The organism is Neobacillus sp. FW104-15D2, from assembly GCF_058790155.1.
In genome coordinates, this window is sequence record NZ_JBYTCJ010000008.1 from 107823 (window position 1) to 132407 (window position 24585).

Annotated in this window: 21 protein-coding genes and 1 pseudogene; 18 read left to right on the forward strand and 4 right to left on the reverse strand. The window is 36.7% G+C overall.

Annotated elements, in window-relative coordinates; all coding sequences use genetic code 11:
• Positions 1 to 74 precede the first annotated feature (74 nt).
• The 8 genes from AC3WR0_RS08705 (at position 75) to AC3WR0_RS08740 (ending at position 6853) form a co-directional block, all read left to right on the forward strand.
• Positions 75 to 383, forward strand: a complete 309-nt coding sequence (locus AC3WR0_RS08705) for a hypothetical protein (protein ID WP_492551990.1) — start codon at positions 75 to 77, stop codon at positions 381 to 383.
• A gap of 330 nt (positions 384 to 713) precedes the next feature.
• Entirely contained in the window at positions 714 to 1736 is a 1023-nt protein-coding gene (locus AC3WR0_RS08710) for a DUF3231 family protein (RefSeq protein WP_492551935.1), read from the forward strand.
• Between the two features lie 218 nt (positions 1737 to 1954).
• A complete protein-coding gene (locus AC3WR0_RS08715) occupies positions 1955 to 2245 on the forward strand; it encodes a hypothetical protein (protein ID WP_492551936.1) in 291 nt (96 codons plus the stop codon).
• A gap of 48 nt (positions 2246 to 2293) precedes the next feature.
• On the forward strand, positions 2294 to 2770 hold the full coding sequence (locus AC3WR0_RS08720) for a spore coat protein (protein WP_492551937.1): 477 nt from the start codon (positions 2294 to 2296) through the stop codon (positions 2768 to 2770).
• 219 nt (positions 2771 to 2989) lie between these two features.
• Positions 2990 to 4813 (forward strand): APC family permease, encoded by a 1824-nt coding sequence (locus AC3WR0_RS08725; RefSeq protein WP_492551938.1) that lies wholly within the window; start codon positions 2990 to 2992, stop codon positions 4811 to 4813.
• Positions 4814 to 4877: 64 nt separating this feature from the next.
• Positions 4878 to 5447 carry a nucleotidyltransferase family protein gene (locus AC3WR0_RS08730; protein ID WP_492551939.1) on the forward strand — a complete coding sequence of 190 codons (570 nt, stop codon included), beginning with the start codon at positions 4878 to 4880 and terminating at the stop codon, positions 5445 to 5447.
• Positions 5448 to 6080: 633 nt separating this feature from the next.
• Positions 6081 to 6233 (forward strand): DUF3934 family protein, encoded by a 153-nt coding sequence (locus tag AC3WR0_RS08735; protein WP_081679936.1) that lies wholly within the window; start codon positions 6081 to 6083, stop codon positions 6231 to 6233.
• A gap of 122 nt (positions 6234 to 6355) precedes the next feature.
• Positions 6356 to 6853, forward strand: a complete 498-nt coding sequence (locus tag AC3WR0_RS08740; protein WP_492551940.1) for a CBO0543 family protein — start codon at positions 6356 to 6358, stop codon at positions 6851 to 6853.
• 34 nt (positions 6854 to 6887) lie between these two features.
• On the opposite strand, the gene AC3WR0_RS08745 is transcribed toward AC3WR0_RS08740, so the two are convergent.
• Entirely contained in the window at positions 6888 to 10007 is a 3120-nt protein-coding gene (locus tag AC3WR0_RS08745; RefSeq protein WP_492551941.1) for an efflux RND transporter permease subunit, read from the reverse strand.
• Between the two features lie 262 nt (positions 10008 to 10269).
• Here AC3WR0_RS08745 and AC3WR0_RS08750 point away from each other — a divergent pair, with 262 nt between their 5' ends.
• Positions 10270 to 10983, forward strand: coding sequence for a response regulator transcription factor (locus AC3WR0_RS08750; RefSeq protein ID WP_492551942.1), 714 nt, complete (start codon positions 10270 to 10272; stop codon positions 10981 to 10983).
• On the forward strand, positions 10961 to 12313 hold the full coding sequence (locus AC3WR0_RS08755; protein WP_492551943.1) for a sensor histidine kinase: 1353 nt from the start codon (positions 10961 to 10963) through the stop codon (positions 12311 to 12313). The genes AC3WR0_RS08750 and AC3WR0_RS08755 overlap by 23 nt, the downstream gene beginning before the upstream one ends.
• Positions 12314 to 12451: 138 nt before the next feature.
• On the opposite strand, the pseudogene AC3WR0_RS08760 reads toward AC3WR0_RS08755, so the two are convergent.
• Positions 12452 to 13132: pseudogene (locus tag AC3WR0_RS08760) on the reverse strand (ABC transporter permease); the annotation flags it as partial.
• Between the two features lie 317 nt (positions 13133 to 13449).
• On the opposite strand from AC3WR0_RS08760, the gene AC3WR0_RS08765 reads away from it, so the two are divergent.
• From AC3WR0_RS08765 to AC3WR0_RS08795, 7 genes are all read left to right on the forward strand, one after another.
• The gene (locus AC3WR0_RS08765) at positions 13450 to 14406 is read left to right on the forward strand and encodes an acetamidase/formamidase family protein (protein WP_492551944.1); all 957 of its coding nucleotides are present in this window, start codon (positions 13450 to 13452) and stop codon (positions 14404 to 14406) included.
• Positions 14407 to 14578: 172 nt separating this feature from the next.
• Entirely contained in the window at positions 14579 to 14908 is a 330-nt protein-coding gene (locus AC3WR0_RS08770) for a hypothetical protein (RefSeq protein ID WP_492551945.1), read from the forward strand.
• A 338-nt stretch (positions 14909 to 15246) separates the two neighbouring features.
• Positions 15247 to 16755: an ATP-binding protein gene (locus AC3WR0_RS08775; protein ID WP_492551946.1), complete on the forward strand. Its 1509-nt coding sequence runs from the start codon at positions 15247 to 15249 to the stop codon at positions 16753 to 16755.
• A 299-nt stretch (positions 16756 to 17054) separates the two neighbouring features.
• Positions 17055 to 17345 (forward strand): DUF5316 domain-containing protein, encoded by a 291-nt coding sequence (locus tag AC3WR0_RS08780; RefSeq protein ID WP_492551947.1) that lies wholly within the window; start codon positions 17055 to 17057, stop codon positions 17343 to 17345.
• A gap of 90 nt (positions 17346 to 17435) precedes the next feature.
• The gene (locus tag AC3WR0_RS08785; protein ID WP_492551948.1) at positions 17436 to 17669 is read left to right on the forward strand and encodes a hypothetical protein; all 234 of its coding nucleotides are present in this window, start codon (positions 17436 to 17438) and stop codon (positions 17667 to 17669) included.
• Positions 17670 to 17680: 11 nt separating this feature from the next.
• On the forward strand, positions 17681 to 17818 hold the full coding sequence (locus AC3WR0_RS08790; protein ID WP_492551949.1) for a hypothetical protein: 138 nt from the start codon (positions 17681 to 17683) through the stop codon (positions 17816 to 17818).
• Positions 17819 to 18117: 299 nt separating this feature from the next.
• A complete protein-coding gene (locus AC3WR0_RS08795; RefSeq protein ID WP_492551950.1) occupies positions 18118 to 21042 on the forward strand; it encodes an EAL domain-containing protein in 2925 nt (974 codons plus the stop codon).
• A 36-nt stretch (positions 21043 to 21078) separates the two neighbouring features.
• Here AC3WR0_RS08795 and AC3WR0_RS08800 read toward each other — a convergent pair whose 3' ends face one another.
• Complete coding sequence (locus AC3WR0_RS08800) at positions 21079 to 21933, reverse strand: STAS domain-containing protein (RefSeq protein WP_492551951.1); 855 nt, start codon at positions 21931 to 21933, stop codon at positions 21079 to 21081.
• Positions 21934 to 22087: 154 nt separating this feature from the next.
• Between AC3WR0_RS08800 and AC3WR0_RS08805 the strand changes: the two genes are divergently transcribed.
• Positions 22088 to 22231, forward strand: coding sequence for a hypothetical protein (locus AC3WR0_RS08805; protein WP_492551952.1), 144 nt, complete (start codon positions 22088 to 22090; stop codon positions 22229 to 22231).
• A gap of 349 nt (positions 22232 to 22580) precedes the next feature.
• Here the strand turns inward: AC3WR0_RS08805 and AC3WR0_RS08810 are convergent, their stop codons facing one another.
• Positions 22581 to 24254, reverse strand: a complete 1674-nt coding sequence (locus AC3WR0_RS08810; RefSeq protein WP_492551953.1) for a ribonuclease J — start codon at positions 24252 to 24254, stop codon at positions 22581 to 22583.
• Positions 24255 to 24585: the final 331 nt, after the last annotated feature.

Genomic DNA, 24585 nt, shown 5'->3' on the forward strand with positions numbered 1-24585 from the left:
TCTAATTGGAGGACAATGTTATTGATTTAAGGGACTCGCAGCTTGAGGAGAAAATTCAACACGAAATAGCTGGAATGACTTTCACGAAAAATTTTCGATCCCCAACGGCAGAAGAATGGTATATATTTTTACCGAGCTACAAGGATCCTGTTACCGGCGGGGCAGCAGGAAAAACCATCATACACTATAACCTTTATGATACAAAGCATATTTTTATAAATACTACCATAATTTTTGATGATCCAGGTCTCCATGACAATGGTGTAAACAGGCTCGTTTATGCCATATCAGATGAAATTGTAAACAGGCTTGTGGGATATGCTGATACATTACTATCCGTTCATTCAGGCGCTAATTCCTATAATGCAGAATATAAACAATAGTTAAAAGCAATGGCGAACCCAACTTGCCATTGCTTCTTTTTGTTCAAAAAGGGCGTGCATAAGCTTGACATACAGTTTCTTGTTTTGAAGCTAGTGTTTATCCGTCTAGTATTACTGGTTACTATCCTTTTTCGGGATTTATCGAAAAACGATAGTTTCACTCTTTATAAAAAGCTTGCTAGTTTTCAACTGGGTTTCTGACTTGTATAAATATCTAATAATAATAGTACCACAGCCCTTGAACTCTGTTTTAGTACATAAAACACGGTAATTTGATCCATAGTAATAAAGCCATTATTATCTTTATTACTATAAGGGGAGTTATAAGCAATGAAAGATGAAGCCAGTAAAATGGGTTTAACGTCCGCTGAGATTTCAAATCTGTGGAATACCTATATGAATGATAGCTTGGTGATTTGTATACTCACTCACTTTCTTCAAACTGTAGAAGACCAGGAAATAGTGCCATATTTAAAAGAAACTATTCAAATTGCTACCTCACATCTCCGAGATATAGATGACTTATTTACGAAAGAAAAAATAGTTACACCAAAGGCCTTTCCAGTGGACGATCATGTAAATTTATCGGCTCCAAGGCTTTTTTCGGATATGTTTTATATGGAATATATGCTGCATATGAGTAAATTTGGATTAACCTCGCATGCAGCAGCCTTAGCTATTTCTGCTCGAGAAGACATCCGGAAATTATATGAATCATTTATACATCAGGCAGTTGGGATTAATCAAAAAATAACAGAATTAATGAAATCAAAAGGGGTTTTTATTCGGCCTCCATATATGAGCTATCCTACAGAGGTTGACTTTATTAAAAAACAGGATTTCCTTACCGGCTTCTTTGGAAGAAGGCGTCCTTTATTGGGAGTCGAAGTAAGCCATTTATACTTAACGAGTGTTCATAATGAAGTAGGGAAAGCCACTTTAATCGGCTTTGCTCAAGTAGCTGAAGAATCCGAGTTAAGAGATTATTTTTACAGAGGGTCCCAGATGAGTGGTAAAATCCTTAATGAAATACACGACATTTTCCAGGAAAGCAACGTCCCTGCTTCAATGACTTGGGATTCCAATGTAACAAAATCAACTACTGCCCCCTATTCCGATCAATTGATGCTAGCCTTGGTTAGCAGTATCTCAATGCTTGGGATTGCAGCCTATGGCGCGGCGATCTCAATGAGTGTCCGCCATGATTTAGGAGGCATTTACTCATCCTTTTTAGCCAGAGCAATGGCGTTCGCCGAGGATGGAGTAAACAAGCTAATTGAGCATGGATGGATGGAGCAGCCACCTGGATTTGCAGACAGGGAAAAGATTATTAAAAAGGAAAGAACAAATTAAGCTGCCATTTGGCAGCTTTTTAATTTTTATAAGATAACCGAGAGCTTCCATATTTCCTACAGTCGCATCACCTTTTATTTGAGTGTTTGTCCAATAAATTTTATTCCATATTAGACGTATTTCCATGAAAAAAGGCATTTATACTAGTACAAGCAACCATACACGAACGTTGGATAGGACATATTCTAAAACAGAACAACAACAAAGGAGGGGTTTATGTGGCAGGTAGAAATTTTATTCCTAGACGAAATAGAAATCAGCATACAAATCAAAATCCAGATCAAAATGCAGATCAAAATACAGAACAAAAGACAGAACAAAATCCGTTTCTTCAGACAGATTCTATTACACAAAGAAGTCTTGATCTTTTAGTTAGCAACATTTTTGCAAAGCACGGCGCCGGCACTCAAAAGCCAAAACTTAGTGCACATGAAAAGCAAGAACTTCAAAGTTTACTAAGGGATCTGCAAGCTAGTGTAGAAAACTTAACAAAACGCAATAAAGAGTAATCTGGCACACAAAGCCACCTTAAAAAAATTATATGGAGGAATGAAAAAATGAAAGAAAGTGTTTGGGCAGAATCATCATCATCATCATCATCTTCTTGTGGACACAAAAAATGGACTGCTTTAGATCCACAGTCTGCACATCCAATGGATATGGGAGATGTTAATCAGGAACTTCAGGGGAAAATTGAAACAATCCAGCAATCCTTCGAGCAAATCGTAGTTAAGGATTCTGCAGATGTTGAAATTAGTACAACTGACAACAAAGCAGCAGTTAATGTTCAAGTAGCGATCCAAGCTGCAATTGCTTTAGTTATCAGCATTTCTATTGCAGACGGAGATAGAGCTCAAAGAATAACCCAAGAGCTTCTTGGTAACATAAAAAATGCACAAGTTAATCGTCAGCAAACAATTGTAGAAAACTCCAGAGGTGTAAGAATCACCACTACTGATAATGACCTGGTTGTAAACGTACAAGTTTTGCTGCAAGTCCTTGTAGCACTCCTTGTTAGAATCAGCGTTCTGTAATGAAGTTTAAGCTATTCTGGCTGCCTCCGAAAGGGGCAGCTTTTTTTATTATTCTATGCCCATCGGAAACGAAAAGTTCGAATTCGACTAAAGGGATTCCATAGCATTATGTTTATTACTCTGCGAAGTATGTAGTTTTTTTGAAAGCTTGGCAACGGTTTTATTTTATTAAAAAGGGTAATATAAGCAGAAAGTGCACATTGGATTGAGGTGAGAAGTGTGGTTTCTTCCATAAAACGGTTATTAATCGGCCGTCCACTAAAAACACATGAAGCAGGGGAACAAAAGCTTAATATTTTAAAAGCACTGGCAATCCTCTCCTCTGATGCTTTATCGTCGGTAGCGTATGGTACAGAACAAATATTGCTGGTTCTTGTGACAGTTAGTACGGTTGCATTTTGGTACTCGATTCCTATTGCAATCGGGGTGCTAATATTACTAACAGCATTAATTCTTTCCTATAGGCAAATTATTTTTTCCTATCCGTACGGAGGCGGAGCATATGTGGTTTCAAAAGAAAACCTCGGCGTTAATCCCGGATTGATCTCTGGCGGGTCCTTGCTGGTAGATTACATATTAACAGTGGCTGTAAGTGTTTCTGCAGGTACCGATGCCATTACATCCGCTTTTCCGTCATTGCACGCTCATAGGGTGTTAATTGCGATTGTATTGGTAATCTGTATTACCATTTTGAATTTAAGAGGGGTTACCGAGTCAGCAACTGTGCTGGCATACCCCGTTTACTTATTTGTGGCTGCGCTCGTCCTTCTTATTGGGTTTGGCTTGTACAAAATCATGACAGGTGATATCTCACCTAAGCTTCATGCACGAATTGGTACCCCAGTAATGGGTATTTCCTTATTTTTGCTGCTAAGAGCCTTTGCTTCTGGCTGTTCAGCTCTTACCGGGGTTGAAGCCATTTCTAATGCGATTCCAAACTTTAAGGATCCTGCTCCCAATAATGCAGCTAAAACTTTAATTCTTATGGGAACCTTGCTTGCCATCTTATTCACAGGTATAACATACCTAGCCTACTATTACGGTGTGGCGCCGAAAGGGAATGAAACGGTCGTTTCACAAATTGCTTCAGATACCTTTGGAAGAAATTTTGTCTATTACTTTATTCAGGGAACGACTGCCCTTATCTTGGTTCTAGCAGCGAACACTGGATTCTCGGCCTTTCCATTACTCGCCTTTAACCTGGCAAAAGATAAATATTTCGCTCGAATCTTCACAATGAGAGGGGACCGTTTAGGGTATTCAAACGGAATTATTACATTGGCTCTTGCCTCTATTGTTTTAATTATCATTTTTAAAGGAAGAACCGAACACCTCATCCCTCTTTACGCGGTAGGGGTATTTATTCCGTTTACCCTTTCCCAAACCGGGATGATTGTTAAATGGATACGTGAAAAGCCAAGCGGCTGGATTCCTAAGCTGATAGCAAACCTGGTGGGAGCCGTCATAAGCTTCATTGTTATGATGATTTTCTTTATTACTAAATTCTCGCAAGTATGGCCCGTTTTAATTTTCCTGCCCCTCATTGTTATATTTTTTCATAAAGTTAAGAAGCACTATGATTCAGTGGGAGAACAGCTGCGAATAAAACCAGACGCGGTGGTTCCTAAAATTGAAGGCAATGTAATAATTATCCCGGTTTCTGGCATAACAGAGGCTGTAGGAAAGTCTATAGCTTATGCAAAGACGATAACAGATCAGGTTATCGCTGTGTATGTGGCATTTGAAAGGGAAGATGAACATGTGTTTGAGGAAAAGTGGAAAAAATGGCATCCAGAAGTGAGGCTTGTAACCCTGCATTCTCATTATAGAAGTATCATTACACCCTTGAGAAAATTTATAGATACTGTGGAAAATAAAGCAAGTGAGGCAAATTATTGGGTAAGCGTGCTGATTCCACAATTTATTCCGAAAAAACCTTGGCATAACTTTTTGCATAATCAATCCAGCTTGTTGATTCGTGCCTATCTCTTATATAAAAGGAATGTCATCGTTACAACTCTTCCTTATCATTTTAAAAAATAAACTGGGAGCCGATTCAGGCTTCTTTTTATTGTTAAAATAGAACGAGGGAGGTGAGGTGTTATATATGGAATTAAAAACAGAAGAAGATATTATACATGTGATCATAGAAGATAAATGGATGATGGATATTTTAAAGACAGTAAAAAACCTGGATTTACCGGATTGGTGGATATGTGCAGGGTTTGTCCGTTCAAAGATTTGGGATGTTCTTCACGGTTATGATGGAAGGACACCTCTGCCTGATGTTGATGTGATTTACTATGATCCTTTAAACCTGAAGGAATCAACTGAAAAGGAGTGGGAGAGGAAGTTGAAAAATATTTCTCCCAATGTCCCTTGGTCGGTAAAGAACCAGGCGAGGATGCATGTAATAAACAATAGGGAACCCTATTCCTCCTCTGTAGATGGGATATCGAAATTTCCGGAGACTGCTACAGCTTTAGGTGTAAATCTCGATGAAAAAGATAATCTTGTTTTAGCGGCTCCTTGGGGAATAAGGGACGTCATTCATTTAAAAGTGAGACCCACTCCATCTTTTTCAGGAACTATAGAAGGCATGAAACTTTATGAAAATCGGGTTGAAAGTAAAGATTGGAGCTCTATTTGGGAAAGGATAAAGGTATATCACGATTAAAATTTTTACAACTTAAATTGCACAAAAAGGGATTCCAGAAAAATGGGGAATCCTTTTCTATTTTTTATTTAGGATATATTTGGTGAACATAGAGCCCCAGAATATCTGGCTAAAAACATAATGAATTATTGGTTTTAAAAAATACATATTAAAATATCAGTGTAAATATTTATGAAAGAATGTATGATATAAAAACAGACATTTCAAAAGTGTTGGGTGCTGGAAAGCTTCTTAGGATTTCAGACTGCTTTTTATAAATAAATCCATAGACTCGTTCTGAAAATATGCAAAGTTAAATTTGGAATAAGGGTATGGCAGCTTCCAGAATGCTGGCAGGTGCTTTTTGCAGTAATGCAAAATAAAGTGAAAATAATTAGTTGCTTCAGTTTTGGCTAGCATCAAATTTATGTTAACGTTCGGTATCCACATTAATGAAAAAAGAGCTGAGTATTAGATTCAGGAAATGTTATTACTGGAAATATAATAGAGAATAATCCAAATTGGAGTGTTATCTAAAAAGTATTCCGTATACGGAGGGGCTAAATGGAGATTTTTCTCTTATCTTATCATTTAGGTCCCATATGGTGATCAAATTTTTCTGAAGAAAAACATATAGATAAACGGAGGTATTATATGAGTGCGGCAAAGGGTAAAGGCGGAACGGGCAGAGGAACTGGAAAAAAGGGCTGGAATCGCTGGAAGACGGGTGCGAACAAGGCTAAGAGTGCGAAACCTTATGTAAGTAAAAGAGTAAAACAATCGGCAGGACAGGAAGATTCCAATTAAATAACGAAGCGAGATTGAAGCTGCCATATAGGCGGCTTTTTTTCTCATGCATAAAATAGATGGAATTATACATAAAACGGCATGAAAAGAGGGGAACATAAGGAAAAGAGGGGGCTTTTCTGGTGAAGAAAGGATATTTTGAAAAATACTTTCTAAGTGCTGTACTTTTCCTCCAGTTAATATTTTTCTTACCGAGTTTCTTATGGAAACGTCCCATTAAGGATTGGATTTTTGTTTATTTATTTGATGCTATTACAAATGGCATTTTAGATGAAATTCTCACAAGGTATAAAATAATTAAATACCCGATACGCTTATTTTCACAGAAAACGAAGATTAATGTACTATTCGATTTCCTGGTTTATCCGTTATTTACTGTGTATTTTAATCAAAATACCCTAAAGGACAGACCTTTTTTAATACTTTATAAATTGCTTTTCTTTACTATTCCGATGTACTTTTTTGAAATATGGGCAGTACAAAAAACAAATTTAATTAAATGGCAAAACGGATGGAAGGGATATCATTCTTTTCTTAGTCTGACGATTAAGTCGCTGATAACACGATTGTTTATAGAACTAATCAGAAGAAGACGAAAGAATAGTGAGTTACATAAATAAAAAATGGCCCGGAGAATATCTCCAGGCCCATTTTTTAGCTTGCGCTATTGATGGAATCAAATTCTTTTGTTTCATATTTTCTATGCAGCCACTCGTAAATAATTGGGATAATAATAAAGCTATTTATCGTAGATGTTATCATACCGCCAATGACGACGATACCAAGCGTTTGTGAAATGACGGTATCGGCACTATGGGAAAAAGCTAATGGTAACAGAGTTAGAATGGTTGCTGCGGCTGTCATTAAAATTGGCCTGATCCTTGATAGACTGCCAGATAATAGAGCTTCTTTAACAGGCATTCCTTCTTTTCGATTTCTTTCGATTTTATCAATTAACACAATACCATTTGTTACTACTATTCCTGTAAGCATCAGAATTCCGATCAATGCCGCCAGGTTCCATTCTCCATGGAATAATATTAGTGCAATTATGACACCACTTAAAGCAAGAGGAATGCTTAGCAGAACAGCAAGTGGAGCTCTCCATCCTTTGAAAATAGAAGAAGTTATAAGCAAAACTAATAAAATTGAGAATGCTACGGCAATAGACATATCAAAAATCATTTGTTTTACTTGCTCTGAGATTCCGCCTAATGAGTAAGTTACATCCTTTGGAAGCTTCATGCTGCTCAAAGCGTTGTCCGCTTGGTTCGATACTTTGCTAATATCGTTAGATGTAATCTGAGCTGTCACAAGAGAGAAAGGCTGTCCGTCTCTTTCACTAATAGTGGAAGGGGAAGTATCCTTTGAAATTTTAGCTAGTTGATCGAATCGAACTATTTCTCCATTATTTCCTTTAAAAGTTTCAGCTGCAAGTGAACCTAAAACATCCTTTGCAGTTGCCTCTAAAGTAATAGTAGAATTTGTTCCAGTAGCAATTTGGTCTAAATATTGATCCACAGGTAATGCTTTATGGTCAACCGTGATGGTTGCATCCTTAGATTGGGATATATAGCGATTAACCACTGCTAAAATGTCAGGAACTTTAACACCTTTGTCCTGGATTGCATTTTGGTCAAATGTTACCTTGTATTTAGGTGAACCATTTGTTAAATCGACTTTTCCGTCTACGCTTAAATCAGCAATTTTCGATAGTTTATTTCTTGCCTGCTGTGCCGTTTTATCCAATGTATCCTGGTCTGAACCAGTGAATAAAATGCGCATTTGAGAATCGTCACCCGAAATATTCTGGCTTGTAACAGTATAAATAACGTTTTTGGATATCGAAGGAAGCTGTTTTTGCAGTACTTTAATTACAGGATCAGCATCCTTTTCATTTTTCAATACAACTGAAAGATTCGCCACATTTGGGTAGGTTATAAAGCCGCCACCCTGGTCAAAAACATCATCACTTTGCGGTGTCATGGTCGAACCAAAATTCGAGGAGTACGCCTCTACCTTAGGATTATCCTTTAAGGTTTTTTCAATTTTTTGTACTTCAGAATCCACTTGAATTAAAGTACTACCCTTAGGCAATTCAGCCTTTATGGCAATTTGTCCAATTTTTCCGCTAGGCAGTAAGCTTATTGGAAGAAAAGCAGAATAAATTCCTGCAGCTAAAAATACCAGAATAGAAACAATAATCATAGCTTTCTTGTGCTTAAACGCTGATTGCAAAACTGGCTTCATTGCAGAATCAAGTCTGACAGTCTTTTTAGTAGTATTGCTGCCATTCCACCCCATAAAAGCAAGAGCAGGGATGACCAGCATCGCCACAAAGAAGGAAATGATTAATGCAATAACAACAGACCAGGCAAAACCGCTGTATGAAGCACTGATTACGCCTCCCACGAATGCAATTGGAATATAAACCGCAATTGTGGTTAAAGTAGAGCCTAATATTGCTGGAATCATTTCGATTACAGATGAAGCAAGAAGCGAAAGCGTTGATTTTCCTTTTGATTCTTCCCGTCTGCGGTACATATTGTCCAAAATAACAATTGAGTCATCCACAATACGTCCCATTGCAACAATCAAGCCTGAAACAGTTAAGATATTTAAGGTAATACCCATAGCTTTTAAAACGGCTGTAGTTGCGAGAAGTGAAATTGGCAGTGAAATTGCAATTAATAGTGTGGACCTTACATTACGGAAGAAGAAGAACACACATATCATTGAGAATAAACAGCCGAGTAAACCTTCACGAACTAATCCAAAAAGTGAACTGTTTAATTCTTTCTCACGGTCTAACAATACTTGGAATGAAACATCTTTAGGATTTACAGTATCTAAATGAAGATGAGAAACACGATCTTTTACCTGTTCTGCTACATCAGTAATATTAGCAGAAGGAGTTTTAATTACATTTAATTGGACACTAGGTGCTCCGTTAGTCCGGGAAACGGTTTTAACATCATTTAGAGAATGAGTAATGGTTCCAAACGCAGAAAGAGGTATCGCTTTACCTTCTTTATTCTTAATCGTTGCGTTTTCCATCTGCTGCTGGGTTAACTTTAATCCATCAAATGAAACAGGAATTGCTAATTGGTTGTTTATGATATTCCCCTGCGGCATGGATGGTACGGATAAAGAGAACGATTTATTTACGTCATCAAGTGTCAATCCATTTTTCAAGAGATCTTTCATACGAATCGTTAAAACATAACCATCTTTGGCACCGCCAAACACGGATACATCAGCTACACCAGGAACTGTTTTTAATTGCCTTACGATTTCCTGCTGGGCATTCGAACGAAGCGTTTGTTCATCTAATTTCTTACTTGAAATACTATAAGTTAAAATTGGAAATGAACTTGTTGTTAATCGTGTTACAGAAGGAGTACTTGTAATCGTCTGAGGAAGGTCGGCATTGGCAAGTGCTTTATTAACCTGATCCTCTGCTTGTTTCATGTCTGTATTCATCGGAAAATACAAACTCATAAATAATCCGCCATCGTATGAAGTGGTTTCAACATTCGATAAACCATCTACTGCTTTAACGGCACTTTGAAGATTATCAGTTACCTGCTGCTTTACTTGAGCAGCCTGATATCCAGGCACCCTCATACTAACAGAAAGGGTCGTATTGTTAATCCCCGGCAAATAGTCACGCTGCATTTGGAATGCGGAAATTCCGCCCCATGCAAGGATAATAACAACACACACTATCATAAGTATGGCTCTTTGCATGGTTCCTTCAACTAATCTTTTCATTTTGTGCCTCCCTAAATTAAAAAACTTAAAATCGTTGCATTCATTTAAATAGTGGTGGCCAGCTATGAGTTGCTGTTTGATAACGCAATCCCAACTGGGTAATCTAAATATATACAAGCATCTTGTTTGTTTTCTTAATAAAGGATTAATAATTCATTAAGATGGAAAATTTTATTTTAAAAAGTGTTAAATTGAAGAGAGTTCAATTGAAAGATATACAGTTTAAACTTTTTATAGAGTTTTGGAAGGAGCTAACGCTGGAATGACACATATTCTTGTTATCGAGGATGAAGTACAAATAGCTCGGGTGCTAAAAGTGGAATTAGAGTATGAGGGATACCAGGTTTCCGTAGAACATAATGGAAAAGCGGGATTGGAAACCGCTTTAAATTCACAAATAGATGTTATATTATTGGATGTTATGCTTCCTGAGTTAAATGGTATCGAAGTATTGAGAAGGCTAAGAAGAGAAGATAAAGTTACTCCAGTCATTCTATTAACCGCCCGTAATAGTACTTTTGATAAAGTAGCAGGACTGGATCATGGGGCGAATGACTATGTAACAAAGCCCTTTGAAATTGAAGAACTGCTAGCCCGTATTCGTGCTGCTATTCGAAATCAATCTAAAACTGAAGGACACCAAGCAGAAGAGTCTCTTTTAACAGTTCAGGATTTAATGATAAACATGGATTCAAGGGAAGTGAAAAGAGACGGGGTATCTATTACGTTAACACCAAAGGAATATGATCTGCTGGTTTATTTAATCATCAATAAAAATAAAGTAGTGACAAGAGAAAGTATTATAGTCAATGTTTGGGGATTCGAGTATGAAGGAGAAACTAATGTTATAGATGTCTTTATAAGACACCTAAGAAAAAAAGTTGATGAGGGATTTTCCACTCAATTAATCACAACGGTAAGAGGTATTGGTTTTACAATAAAGGAGAAGCAGGATGAAGATCACCACAAAAATTAATCTTTTAACTACTGTTTGGATGCTCTGCATTATGATTGTAATAAATACTGTTGTTTTCTTATTGTTTATGAAAACCACTCTAAATATGGAAGAAGATATGCAATATCAGAAAGCTGCAGATATTTTAAAAGAACTTCCTGCCGCTCTAGCTTCGGATGAAGTGAAGGGAGAAATTAGAGATTACCTAACTATTCATTCCTATATTCGAATAATGGAACCAGGGAACAAAAAGACCTTAGAAGTATCAAATGATTCATTATTATCAAAAAAAATAAAAGGTAAATACACGGAAACAAAACAATCACAATCCCGCTTGATTACTGCAGAAAAGGGGGAGGAGGAAGTTTTAGTTGTTCGTATTCCCATGAAAAATGGAAAGAGCAGTCTCGAAATTGGTGAACGATTAACTGGACTTGAAACAAGAAAAGAAATGCTTCGTGCCATTTTAGGTTTTTGTACCATTTTAGCGGCTATTTTTTCTCTTCTAGGAGGAAGATGGCTGGCAAACATCATAATGAGGCCGATTTCAAGCATGATTAATACCATGGAAGAAATACAAAAGAGTGGAGTCCCTAAAAAGATAAACATTCAAAACGAAACAAAGGACGAGCTTCAAACAATGGCTGAAACATTCAATAATATGATTGATAGGCTTCAGGAAAATATGGCGAGACAATCACAATTTGTTTCGGATGCATCACATGAGTTAAAAACACCGCTTACTGTTATTAAGAGCTACGCCAACCTGCTCAGAAGGCATGGCGTAGAAGATAAAGAGATGGCAAACGAAGCAATCGAAGCGATTTATTCAGAAGCAACGAGAATTCAAAAAATGACGGAAACATTTCTTGACTTAGCTACTTTGGAGAAAGATACCGAATTGGAATTAAAGGAAATCAATGTGGTATCTCTATGCGAGAATATCTTAAAGCAGCTAAAAAATGTGTACAGAAGGGAAATAAGCCTTCATTTTGAATATACTCCAATGATAATCAATGCTGATGAATTAAAGCTCAAACAGGTTATTATCATATTATTAGACAATGCCATGAAATATAGCACTGACAAAATAGATGTTTTACTTGAAAAGAACGAACAATATGTATCTATTTCTGTGAAGGATTACGGGATTGGAATACCGGAGGACGAGATCAATAATACCTTTGAGCGTTTTTACCGTGTGGATAAGGCAAGAAGCAGGGAAACCGGTGGGACGGGGCTGGGACTGCATATTGCCAAAAGTATAATGAATCTGCACAAAGGTGAAATAAGAATAGACAGTAAAGAAGGAGAAGGGACTACTGTTAAACTTTTTCTTCCAATAAGATAATATAAGCCTAAGAGAAACTTTCTTCTTTTATTGGTTTTTTATAACAAGTCTATGTTAAAGCGCATTGTTTATTTTGGAACATTAAAGCAATGCTTATCATAAAAATAAGCCTGCTGAGGGTTTCAGCAGGTTTATGGTTTATCGTTTATTGCTTTTTGGATCAAGTGCATCGCGAAGACCGTCACCGATAAAGTTGATACACAATACTGTCAGCAGGATAGCCATACCAGGAGGAATCCAGGCAGCAGGACTGTTACGCAAAATACGAAGGCTCTGTGCTTCTGAAATCATATTTCCCCACGTGGCTGTAGGCTGAGGAATACCGAACCCGATAAAGCTTAATGCAGATTCTACTATAATATACATGGCCATCATTAGCGAGGCATTTACAACAATTGGACCGATTGCATTCGGTATAAAATGTTTAAAAATGATACGGAAATCGCTCGCACCAATTGCCCGCGCACCGAGTACAAATTCCTGTTCCCTCAGTGATAAATAAGTTCCCCGTATAATCCTGGTGAGATTGGGCCAAGAGGTAAGCGCAATAATGGAGACAAAAATTCCAATATTGATCTTTTCCAGAATGGGGACTACAGTCAGAACAAGAACGAGGAATGGAAGAACAAGAATCATATCCGCTGTACGCATAATAATAGCATTGATTTTTCCTCCATAATATCCAGCTATTGACCCTAGTGTGACGCCAATAACCAAGGTAAATAACATAGCACTAAATCCTACAATCAGGGATATCCGTCCACCATATAATAGGCGTGCAAAATTATCTCGTCCTGAACTGTCATTCCCTAAAGGGTGATTGGCCCATACTTGTACATGAGAAGGAGAAAAGGGTGAGTTAGATATATTTTCGATCTTTTATCAAGTGGCTTACTATAGAAAAGCTTAAGCAGTCTGCCTCAAAATTGATTGACACTAACCTAGTTTAGGAATCAAATAGAGTTTACATAATCATATTATTTTTAACTAACATTATTAATAGTTTTCTTATCACAAATTCAAGCTTATTAGCAGCTAATATACTAAAATAATAAAAAGGAAAATAGCAATTTTTGAAGAATTATTATTACATATTCATTAAAAGAATAGCCAATACATAATCTAAGGAGCCTGTTATGCCAAAAACACATCAATTTACTATTAGCAATGAGCATCTTCATGGATCATTTAGCCGGGATTACCAGCCCATCCTCACTATTCAGTCAGGTGATTCAGTGGTTTTTAATACAACTGACATAGGTTGGGGCTATAACAGTGAGAATGGCGAAAGAATCAGATACGAATCAAGAGAGAAAGAAGAAGTATGGGGTCATCCTGTTGTTGGTCCTTTTTATGTCGAGGGTGCCAAACCAGGATTAACTCTAGAGGTGAAAATGAACGAATTAAAAACTGGCTGGTATGGCTGGAATTGTTCTGGCGGAAAAACCAATTGGCAAAATAATGTGCTCGGTATTTCAGAACATGCGGAAACAAAGCTTAATTGGCAGCTGAATGGGGAAAGCCAGACTGGAACAGCAAAGATTCGGGACCAACAATTCACTGTTAAGCTTAGCCCTTTTTTGGGTGTTATGGCGACTGTCCCCGCTGAACCAGGTGTCCATTCTACCATTCCTCCCAGATATTGCGGCGGAAACATTGATTGTAAAGAACTAGTGGAAGGAAGTGTCCTGTACCTGCCAATTGTGGTGGAAGGCGGATTATTCTCAGCCGGTGACGGCCATGCTGCACAAGGCGATGGAGAGGTATCTGGACAGGCGATTGAAGCCCCTTTTGACACAGTAAATTTGACACTAACTGTCAGGGAGGATTTGCCCTTAAAAATGCCACGTGCTAACACTCCTGCAGGATGGATTACATTCGGCTTTGATGAGGATTTAAATATTGCAACTGCGACGGCTTTGGAAGGAATGGTAGAGCTGATTCAAGAGTTGTATCAGCTTGAAAAAACGGAAGCTACTGCATTGGCAAGTGTGTGCGTCGACCTCAGAATCACTCAGGTGGTAAACAGGGTAAAAGGTGTTCATGCCATTCTGCCACATGATGCCATAAAACATTCCATTGAGGAAAAATAAAATAGATTCATTTATTTAGAGTTTGAGATTTCTCAGGCTCTTTTTGTATACGGAAGGAAGACTCAGTAAAAGGATAGGAATGTCGTCAGGTTTTACAAAAAAAAGCAAAAATTACGCCCAAAATCGTATATTTCCCTTAGTCCTTCCCTTGAGAAAGACACTTTTGGGGGAATTGAAACAATTACGAATGGGAAATTCACCTTTTTATGAAGAAATGCAAGACTTCGAGAGAGAAATGCACGATTTCAAAGAGGAAATGCACGATTTCAAGGAAGAAATGCACGATTTCGAGAAAGAAATGCACGGTTTCAAGGAAGAAATGCACGATTTCAAGGAAGAAATGCACGATTTCAAGGAAGAAATGCACGTTTTCAAAGACGGAATGCACGGTTTTAGGAAGAAATGCACAGATTTAGGAATGAATGCACGTTCCGCAATCTCACCGCCAAGCGCATTGTATTTAAATTTTCAGATTCATAATACAACTATTTTTCCCTTTTAAAAATATCATAAAAGCAAAGTGAGTAAGTTACCTGGATGATAGTGTCTGACTTGATATAGTAGGAAAAGTTTTATAAGCAAGTAAGTTGGAATGAAATGCTATATTCATCGGTGTTGTTGACATTAGGGGACAGCGGCTCTGCCGGCCGCATAATTCTGTACGCAGTATATAACAAGGTTATAAAGCTGCGTTTTTTCTTTTGTACTAAAGTCATTTCAGTTAATATTTCTAATTGATGACTTTTTTATCATTAAGTTAAAATATTAGGAAAAAAGAAGGAGATAGAGTGAAAATTGTCTAATATAGGTTAAATAAAAGATAACTGAACGAGGGCTAAAATGAGTGATCAAATAGAGTATATTGGCAGGAAAATAAAAGAGTTAAGCGGTGTCTTACTAAAACAGTCAATTAATGACAAAAACATTTATAACCGAATGGATTCTCTCCGGCTTTCAAGAGAAAATCTCTTTTTCTTTATAGGAGAATTTTTAATTAACCAAAATGAAAAAAACAAAAATAATCTGATTACCTTTTCAGATCTTTTGGGAGTTAATTTAATCAATTCCAACGCGACCCTTGAAGAATCCATCAATTTTGTTTATTTAACCCGCAAATCCATTATGGATCTGTTGGAGAGAGAAGCACGAGAAAATAGAATATCAATAAGTGACCTTTTTGATACCATTAAGGTAATTGAATACCTGTACCAGCTGATTTCGAAAACACTTATGAATTATTACAACGAAGAATTGTCATTTACCAAGTTTGCTTTAGATGAATCAAAACAGAATTTACAAATGACACTTAAAGAATTGGCGGACTTGGATAGAGTTTTAAATGAAGCCACCATATTTGCCTTTACAGACCGTGAGGACAGAATTTCATATGTAAATGATAATTTTTGCAATTTATATAAGTATACCCGGGAAGAATTAATTGGAAAAAAACATGATTTATTCGATACCGGCTATCATCCGCCTTCCTTTTTTCGAAAAATTTGGCAGATCATAGAAGCGGGAGAAGTGTGGAAAGGGGAAATCCTCAATCAGGCAAAGGACGGAACAAAGTACTGGCTTGATACAACTATTGTTCCCTTTATGGATGCAAACGGAAAACGCTATAGGCACGTTTCCATACAGTATGATATAACTGAAAAAAAGAAAACGGAAGATACCTTGCGAAAAACAGAGCAACTTTCCATGATTGGAGAACTTGCTGCCGGAATTGCACATGAAATACGAAACCCGTTAACCACCATTCGAGGATTTATGCAGCTTTTATCAGAGGATGAAAACGGAAATAAATATGCAACTACTATATTAGATGAAATTGAAAGAATCAACTTTATCGTAAGTGAATTCATGGTATTTGCCAAACCCCATACCATTTACTATAGTGATTGCGATATAAAAAGTATTTTAAGAAGTGTCATAAAATTCCTTGATCCAGAGGCCCTGCTTAAGAAAGTCACAATCGAATATCAGATTCCTGAAGAAGAAGTCATAATTTCTGGAGAAAAAAATCAATTAAAGCAAGTATTTTTAAATTTAATAAAAAATGCTATCGAAGCGATGCCAGAAGGCGGAAAAATTCAAATTTCAGTTGAGAAAACATTCCAAAACATACATGTCACGATTAAAGATAGTGGTGTTGGAATGACAGAAGAACAGGTAAAAAAATTGGGAGAACCATTTTTTACGACAAAACCAACTGGAAATGGGTTAGGGCTGATGGTCAGTCTTAAGATTATCCAAAATCATAAAGGAACGATAAACGTTATAAGTGAGCCAAATCGGGGAACAACATTTATCCTTTCATTTGAAAATCTATCAAATCGATTAAATTAATCCTTTAAAATCATTTTAAAGGATTTTTTTGTCCTTTTTTTGAGTTGGTATTTCCTTTAGTCCTAGAAAGGGTGCAAGGTGAGTGATTAGGATGGAGAATAAAAGTTTTTTAGGACCTCGCTTTGGGGCCTTTTTTAGCGGAAAAAGTATTCAAAAAATTGTGACGATGATATAATAAAATGGAACATTTTGTAAATGTGTGAATAAATCAGCACTAGGAACTTAAAGTGGTCAATATAACAGGGCGGATGTAGGTATCAGACTTATTTAATGTAATTGAAAATAAGGATGTGTTGAGGATGAAGAAGCTATTTATTGGGATATCTATAGTTGTTGCAGCTGTTCTTATATCGGTGCTTCTAAGCGATTTTACCTTATTGTATAAAATCACCGGGGCGGTTGCAGGATTGTGTCTCATAATCGGAGCTTTATTTTCGGGTGCATTTGTTGATGGTGATAGGATGGGAAGAAATCTAAATTCTGAATCAGTGGAAGATAGAAACAAAAGATATTTCGTAACGAATTCCATATTATTAATAGGACTGCCCAGTATTTTAATGGCAGCAATTAGTTATTTTCTAATAAAATAAACAGATAAAACAGCCTTACTTTCTAAAACTAAAAATTTCTAATAGTAGCTATTGACCACGGTGGAGGTGTTTGATGGTTAGAGAACATTTTTGGATGATTATTTTTATAGGCGTGATAGAGGTACTTATAGGATTTATATGATTTTTAACAGCGTATCATTTGGAACTTCTTTTGCTGAAACTTGGTTAGCAAACAGAGAAGACCCATCACTTTATCAAGTCATTATTAAAAGTTATATAAATAACTTTTTAGTTGGAGGTGGGGTATTATCTGCTTTTGGTTTGTTTCTGATTACCTTCACAACTTGTATAAATGAAAAATAAGGGTGGGAATAATGACAAAATTAAAGGAACCCAATGAAAAAAGCCAAATTAATACGGATGATGGATGGAATCGAACCTGGTATGGGAATCCTACAATTGGAGGTATCCTTGTTATAGGGGCAATCATTCTGTATGTTGTTTTTAAATGAAAATATATCATCAGTTTTCCATCACTTATTATTGTCGGAAGATCTTTCCCTATAAAGGTGTTTATCTTATAAAAAAATAATTTTGAAAACGCACCTTTTAGGTGCATTTTTTTATGGAAAAATCCCACAAATCGTTTATTGCTATAGTTTCTTATTAGGAGTGCCAAACTATAAATCCATAATAAGTGTTTAATAAAATAGAAATAGGTCAAAAGTAATTTTTTGCAGCTTCTATTTTACTATAATAAATAATTTGATAAGATTAAAAGAAATTAATGGAAATTGGCAGGTGCAAAAAATTGAAAAGATTCATTCTCTCTAATGATGAGGATATGCGGGCAATCGAGGGGCTTCTGAAAAGTACAGAGAGTTTGGATTTAGCTCAGGAAGTTGGCAATATGGGAAGCTGGTATTTTGATTTAAATGATAATAAACTTTATTGGTCGAAACAAACTTTCCGTATATTTAAAACCGACAAAGCACCACATACGCATGATGAATATATTGCTACTTTTATACATACCGAAGACGTGCCGCAATATTTAAATCAATTTCAAGATTTCTGTTTGAAAATACGCCCCTTTAATATGAATTACCGAATCGTCCTTACAGGTGGGGATATTAGATATGTCCAGGTAAAAGCCCGCTTTCTTGTAGATAGTTTGGGTGAACCTATTAAACTAATAGGAACCATACAGGATTTAACTGAATCAAGAGAATTAGAGATTCAGGATCAACAATATAAATCTCTATTTGATTTTAATCCTGATATGATTTATTCATTCGATTTAGATGGAAACTTTACAGACTGTAATTATGCTCTTTCAAATTTAACTGGTTATTCTAAAGAGGAATTATTATCGAAGCCATTTTTAGATTTAATTTATGAACCTCATAAAAACGAGGCGATATTCCGTTTTAGAGAGGCAAAAAATGGGTCGACTCAACGATATAACATTACTGCCATTACTAAAAAAGGAGATTTGATGGAGCTTTCAGCAATGAAATTTCCGATTATCATCGACGGGACAGTGGTTGGTGTTTACGGTATTGCTAAAGACATAACAGAAGAAAACAGGGCAAAAACTCTAATGATTGAAGCAGAGTCTAAATTTCGCCATCTGGTGGAGGACTCTGTAGCTGGAGCATTTATTGTTCAGGATGAATTAATGATCTATGCCAATCCAGAGGCAAAAAAAATTCTTGGAAATTCAAATTTAGAAGGAAGAAGTATATGGGAAGTCATTCATCCTGGAGATGTTGAATTTGTTCATGAAAAGCTTTCGAAACCTTCGATGAATGGTCAGGCACAGAACTTTGTAGCAAAATTTATTAAAGATTATAGAACCACAATCGACCTCGAAATTCATGGAACACGAACGCAGATAAATGGGAAAGTTTCATATATCGGTACTTTTGTAGACATTACCGAAAAGAAACTAATTGCGGATCAAAACGCCTACCTAGCTTACCATGATCATCTTACTTCCTTATCAAATCTTCGCTCTTTAGAGGATAAGCTTGATAAGCTAATTGTATTATCAAAGGTTTTAAATCTAAATTTTGCCGTGTTGTATCTGGATTTAGACCGTTTCAAATATATCAATGATTCACTGGGTCACCATATCGGTGATTTACTGTTGAAAAATGTTGCAGAAAGATTAAAGAGCACGGTTAAGCCAACTGATTTTATTGCTCGTATAGCGGGTGATGAATTTATCTTGCTTATCCACAACATTCCTCCAGCGGCTGCAGTTGAAACTGGAAAACTTATAATTGAAAATCTTGAAAAACCCTTTAATGTCAGTGAATATGAAATCAATATTACAGCTAGTATTGGTATAAGTGTCTATCCCGAAGATGGGGACGATAGAATCACTTTGCTCCGTAAAGCAGATGGTGCTTTATATCGTGCAAAATCGGTAGGGAAAAATAATGTCCAAATTTACACACCAACCATAAATATAGATACTTATAAACTTTACTCACTTGAAAAAGACTTAAGGAAAGCAATTGAAAACAACGAATTAGAGCTTTACTATCAGCCAAAGGTTAATAAAAAAGGAAATATTTTGGGGGCAGAAGCACTAATTCGCTGGAACCATCCGGAATGGGGACTGATACCCCCGGATGAATTTTTGCCTTTAGCTGAGCAAACAGGATTTATCAAAAGAATTGAACAATGGGTTCCTGAGACTGTCTGTAAACAAATGAAGTTTTGGCATCAAAACGGCTTTTTAAAGATCCCCATTTCAGTTAATGTTTCTGCTATACGGTTTATGGACACAGATTTTATTGAGAATATTCAACGATCCATTTTAGCTTCAGAGCTTGAACCTCACTGGCTTGAAATTGAAATAACTGAAACTTCTCTTTTGCAAAATGAACAGGTTGTTTCAGAATCACTTGATAGGCTTAAAGAAATAGGGGTACAGATTTCATTAGATGACTTTGGGCAGGGCTACTCTTCGTTATCCTACCTAAAGAGGTTCAAAAACAAAATAGACACCTTAAAAGTGGACAGGCAATTTATCCAGGATATAACCAGCAGCTCCGAAGATGCCTTAATTGCACAGACAATTATCCAGCTAGCTCACCAAATGAAGTTAAAGGTGGTCGCAGAGGGTGTTGAGACGAGGGAGCAATTAGCTGTTTTATCAAAGTTTAATTGTGACCAAATCCAGGGTTATTTATTTAGCAAGCCTCTGCCAATAGCAGTTTTTGAAGGGCTGTTGAATAAGGGGAATATAGAAATAAGTGATGCTGGAGAAAATCACAATGAAGTAATAAATAGAAGGGAATATTTCCGTATTCCATTTCCCTACCCTTTAAGTGCCATGATGACCATTACTCTTTTTAAAGGGAAAAATATGAACCTTGGACATACTGAAGTACTGATTGAGGATATGGGACCGGGAGGTTTAAGATTCCTTTCGAATATAAGGCTGACAACCAGTGATGATATCATTCTACAATTTCAGGCAGAGATTATGGAAGAAATCATAATAGTAAATGGAATTGTTGTATGGGTAAAAGAAATTAAAGATAAGATCTACCAATATGGACTTCGGTTTATGATAACTGAAGGAGAAAGACAAGCCTTATCGGTTATCCTTAATAAATTATCGTTGCAATTACGCCATCATCCTACTGTAAAAGGATGTCATACGATTACTGCTGATCGATATAAATACTTGAAGTCCGGAACCACCAAAGGAAATTAAAATTAGCCAAAGGATTATTTCCTTTGGCTTTTGTCATTAGAAAGTTTTTTCATTCCGTCTATATTCGTGCAATGCTTGTTCCAAAGTTGAATAGGTTTGAATGTTTTTAAAATCAATTCCCAGAGCCACCATGGTTTGTGCTATTTCTGGGCGTATCCCGCTTATAACTGCCTTTATACCTAATAATTTTAATGCATCTATTACCTGAAATACTTGGTTGGCCACCATCGTATCTACAATAGGAACCCCAGAAAGATCTAAAATAAAATAAGAAATTCCCAATTTAGAACTTTTTTCTAATGATTCCTGCATTAGTAGCTTTGCTCTGTAAGTATCAATTGTCCCGATCAGAGGGAGTACGGCTACCTTTTTTTCCAGCGGAACAACTGGAACAGATAATTCCTCAATTTCCTGACGTGCTTTTTTCATCATTTCATTATGATGTTCTACAAAGGCGATACTGAAGCTTTGAGCTGACTGATCGATTAATTTCTGAAGGGTTAACTGTGCCTGATGATAGGATTTAATGTCAATGTCATCTTTTTGGGTTACCTCAAAAATCATATTTGACATTTCTTCTCTATAATAATTAAGTTCATCAAGAGCCATGTCAATGGACATTCCAAGTTCAGCACATAAAGCACCAGTATTTTGTCCCCACTGTGTAATTTTATTTAAGGCAGTATCTAGATCATCTAAAAGAATTTCCTCGTATAAACCTATGACTTTAATACGTTCTTCTTTCAGGATATCAGAAATGGGGCCCAGCTTATCTGGATATTTCATGAGTTGTAGATTTGTAATATTTTCGGCCAATTCTACTTTTTTGGTTTCTATTATTTTCGTTACTTCGCTAAAATTAAACATTTCAACTACACCTTCTCCTTCCAACATATCTATGTACCCAGGAGAGGGAGAGGTTAAACCTTTTTTTAGGCAAAATGTTTAATTTTTAATATTAAAATGGTAATTGGAAGCCTTTTGTTATTGATGTAAGAGTAGAGTTGCCTCTATAATAAAGAAGTGAAATCGGAGGAATATATCAATGGCAAGCCTATTAGAAAATTTAAAAATAGCACTTGAGGAAACGACACAGCGTCTTAAGCTATTAGAAGAACGAGGTCCTGATGCGGTTAAACTCATTAACCGGATGTATCCTTGGATGCTCGACAAATATATCACAGCCTGATTGAATCTTTACCACAAGAAATAGATCGTCTGGAGTTCAAAATTAGGAACCTTCAGCAAAAATAAAAGACTTCCCATAAGGGGAGTCTTATTTGTTTGGCTGTTTTAAAGCTCATTATTGATTTTGAGCTAGGTTGTTTGTAGTGGAAAGCGGGCGTGAGCGGAAATCAATAGTGAAGAGGATCTTAACCTCAAAAGTCAGGTTGATTTTTTTTATCTTTTTATTGTAGAAATAGTGGATGGATGTAGATGAATGACTACATCCGTTTTAGTGGTAAGAAATTTTAGTGGCACCAAAATAATAAATACGAAAAGAGTCAGGCATTTTATTTCATGCCTGACTCGATTTCTTATATTTCTATGATGATGGGCAGAATCATCGGTTTTCTCTTCGTTTGGGCAAATAAATATTGTCCAACTGACTTTTTAATGTTTTGCTTGATGACATTCCACTGGCGAACATTCTCTGCTCCAAGGTCATTAACCGTTTTCTTAACCAGTCGGTTGATATCATTTATTAGATTTTCCGAATCCTTTACATATACAAACCCTCTTGTGATGGTGTCCGGTCCTTGTATTATTCTTCTGTCATTTTTACTTAATGTGAGGACAATGACAACCATTCCATCTTCAGAAAGCTGTTTGCGGTCACGCAGAACAATTTCTCCGACATCTCCAACACCCATTCCGTCAACATAGGTGTCTCCGGCCGGAATGCTTCGTGTCTGGTGGGCACTTCCATTTTCAAAATCAACCACATCGCCATTTTTAATTATAAAGGTGTTTCCTTTTTCTACGCCCACGGACTCTGCTAAAAGCTGGTGATGGTGGAGCATCCGATATTCCCCGTGGATCGGAATAAAATACTTAGGCTGCATAAATGTAAGCATCAGCTTTAAGTCCTCCTGATAGCCATGTCCGGAAACATGCATTCCAGTAGTGCTTCCTGATCCATAGATCACATTGGCACCGAGGCGGAAAAGGTTATCGATGATACGGGAAACATCCTGTTCATTCCCTGGTATTGGGGATGCCGCCAGGATAACGGTATCACCTGGATAAATGTTTACATCGCGAAAGTTTCCGGTAGATAGGCGGGAAAGGGCAGCCATTGGCTCTCCCTGGCTTCCTGTACAAAGAATTACAACCTTTTCAGGAGGAAGCTTATCTGCTTCTCGGCTATCTATTAGCATACCTTCAGGAATATTAATATAGCCTCGTTCCATAGCGACTCCAACTACATTCACCATACTTCTTCCCAGCAGGGCCAGTTTCCGGTTGGTTTTAATCGTTGCATCTACAACCTGCTGTACTCTATTTACATTGGAAGCAAAAGTAGAGATAAAGATTTTACCTTCAGCTTTCACAAATGCCTCGTATACATGGTCTCCAACCATTCGCTCTGAAGGGGTGAGACCTTTACGCTCAGCGTTGGTACTTTCAGATATTAAGGCTAGCACACCTTGTTTGCCAATCTCAGCCATTTTGTGAATATCAGAATATTGGTCATTTGCCGGTGTTAAATCAAATTTAAAGTCACCTGTATGAACAACCTTTCCCTCAGGTGTGTGGAAAACAATTCCAAGGCAGTCTGGGATACTATGGCTTACTTTGAAAAAAGAAACTTTGATCTGGCCAAACTCAAGATCTGATTCGGAATTAATGGTAATTAACTTTGTATCTCTAGTAAGCCTATGCTCTTCTAATTTAAGTTCTATTAAACCGAGTGTGAAGCGGGTAGCATAAATAGGAACATTTAATTTTTTTAAAAAGTAAGGAATGCCCCCGATATGATCTTCGTGTCCATGAGTAACAATGAGGGCGCGTATTTTATCCTGATTTTCCTCAAGGTAAGCAATGTCCGGAATGATCAAGTCAATGCCCAACAGGCTTTCATCCGGGAACTTACCTCCACAATCAATAATGAAAATATCATCTGCATATTGAACAACGTACATATTTTTTCCTATTTCATTTATACCGCCAAGAGCAAATATCGATAAAGTTCTTTCATGGGTACTCAATGTAATACCTCCCAAATCCAAATAGATAGGTTTAGTATCTCTTTTGGAAATTGTGTTTATTCCTTCCATGACTAAAGATGTTTGATCTTAATATACCTAGAAAAGGGAAGCATAAAACTCATTGCGCTCTAAGACGGGTATAAGGCACTAGACTCGTGCATTTCTGGTAAAAATCGTGCATTAAGTTAGGAAAAACGTGCATTTAGTTAAAGAAAACTTGCATTTAGTTGGAGAAAACGTGCATTTAGTTTGAGAAATCGTGTATTAAGTTGAAAAAGTCATACAAAAACAATAAAAAGGCGGAAAATTCTTTTGAAAAGGTAATCATTTT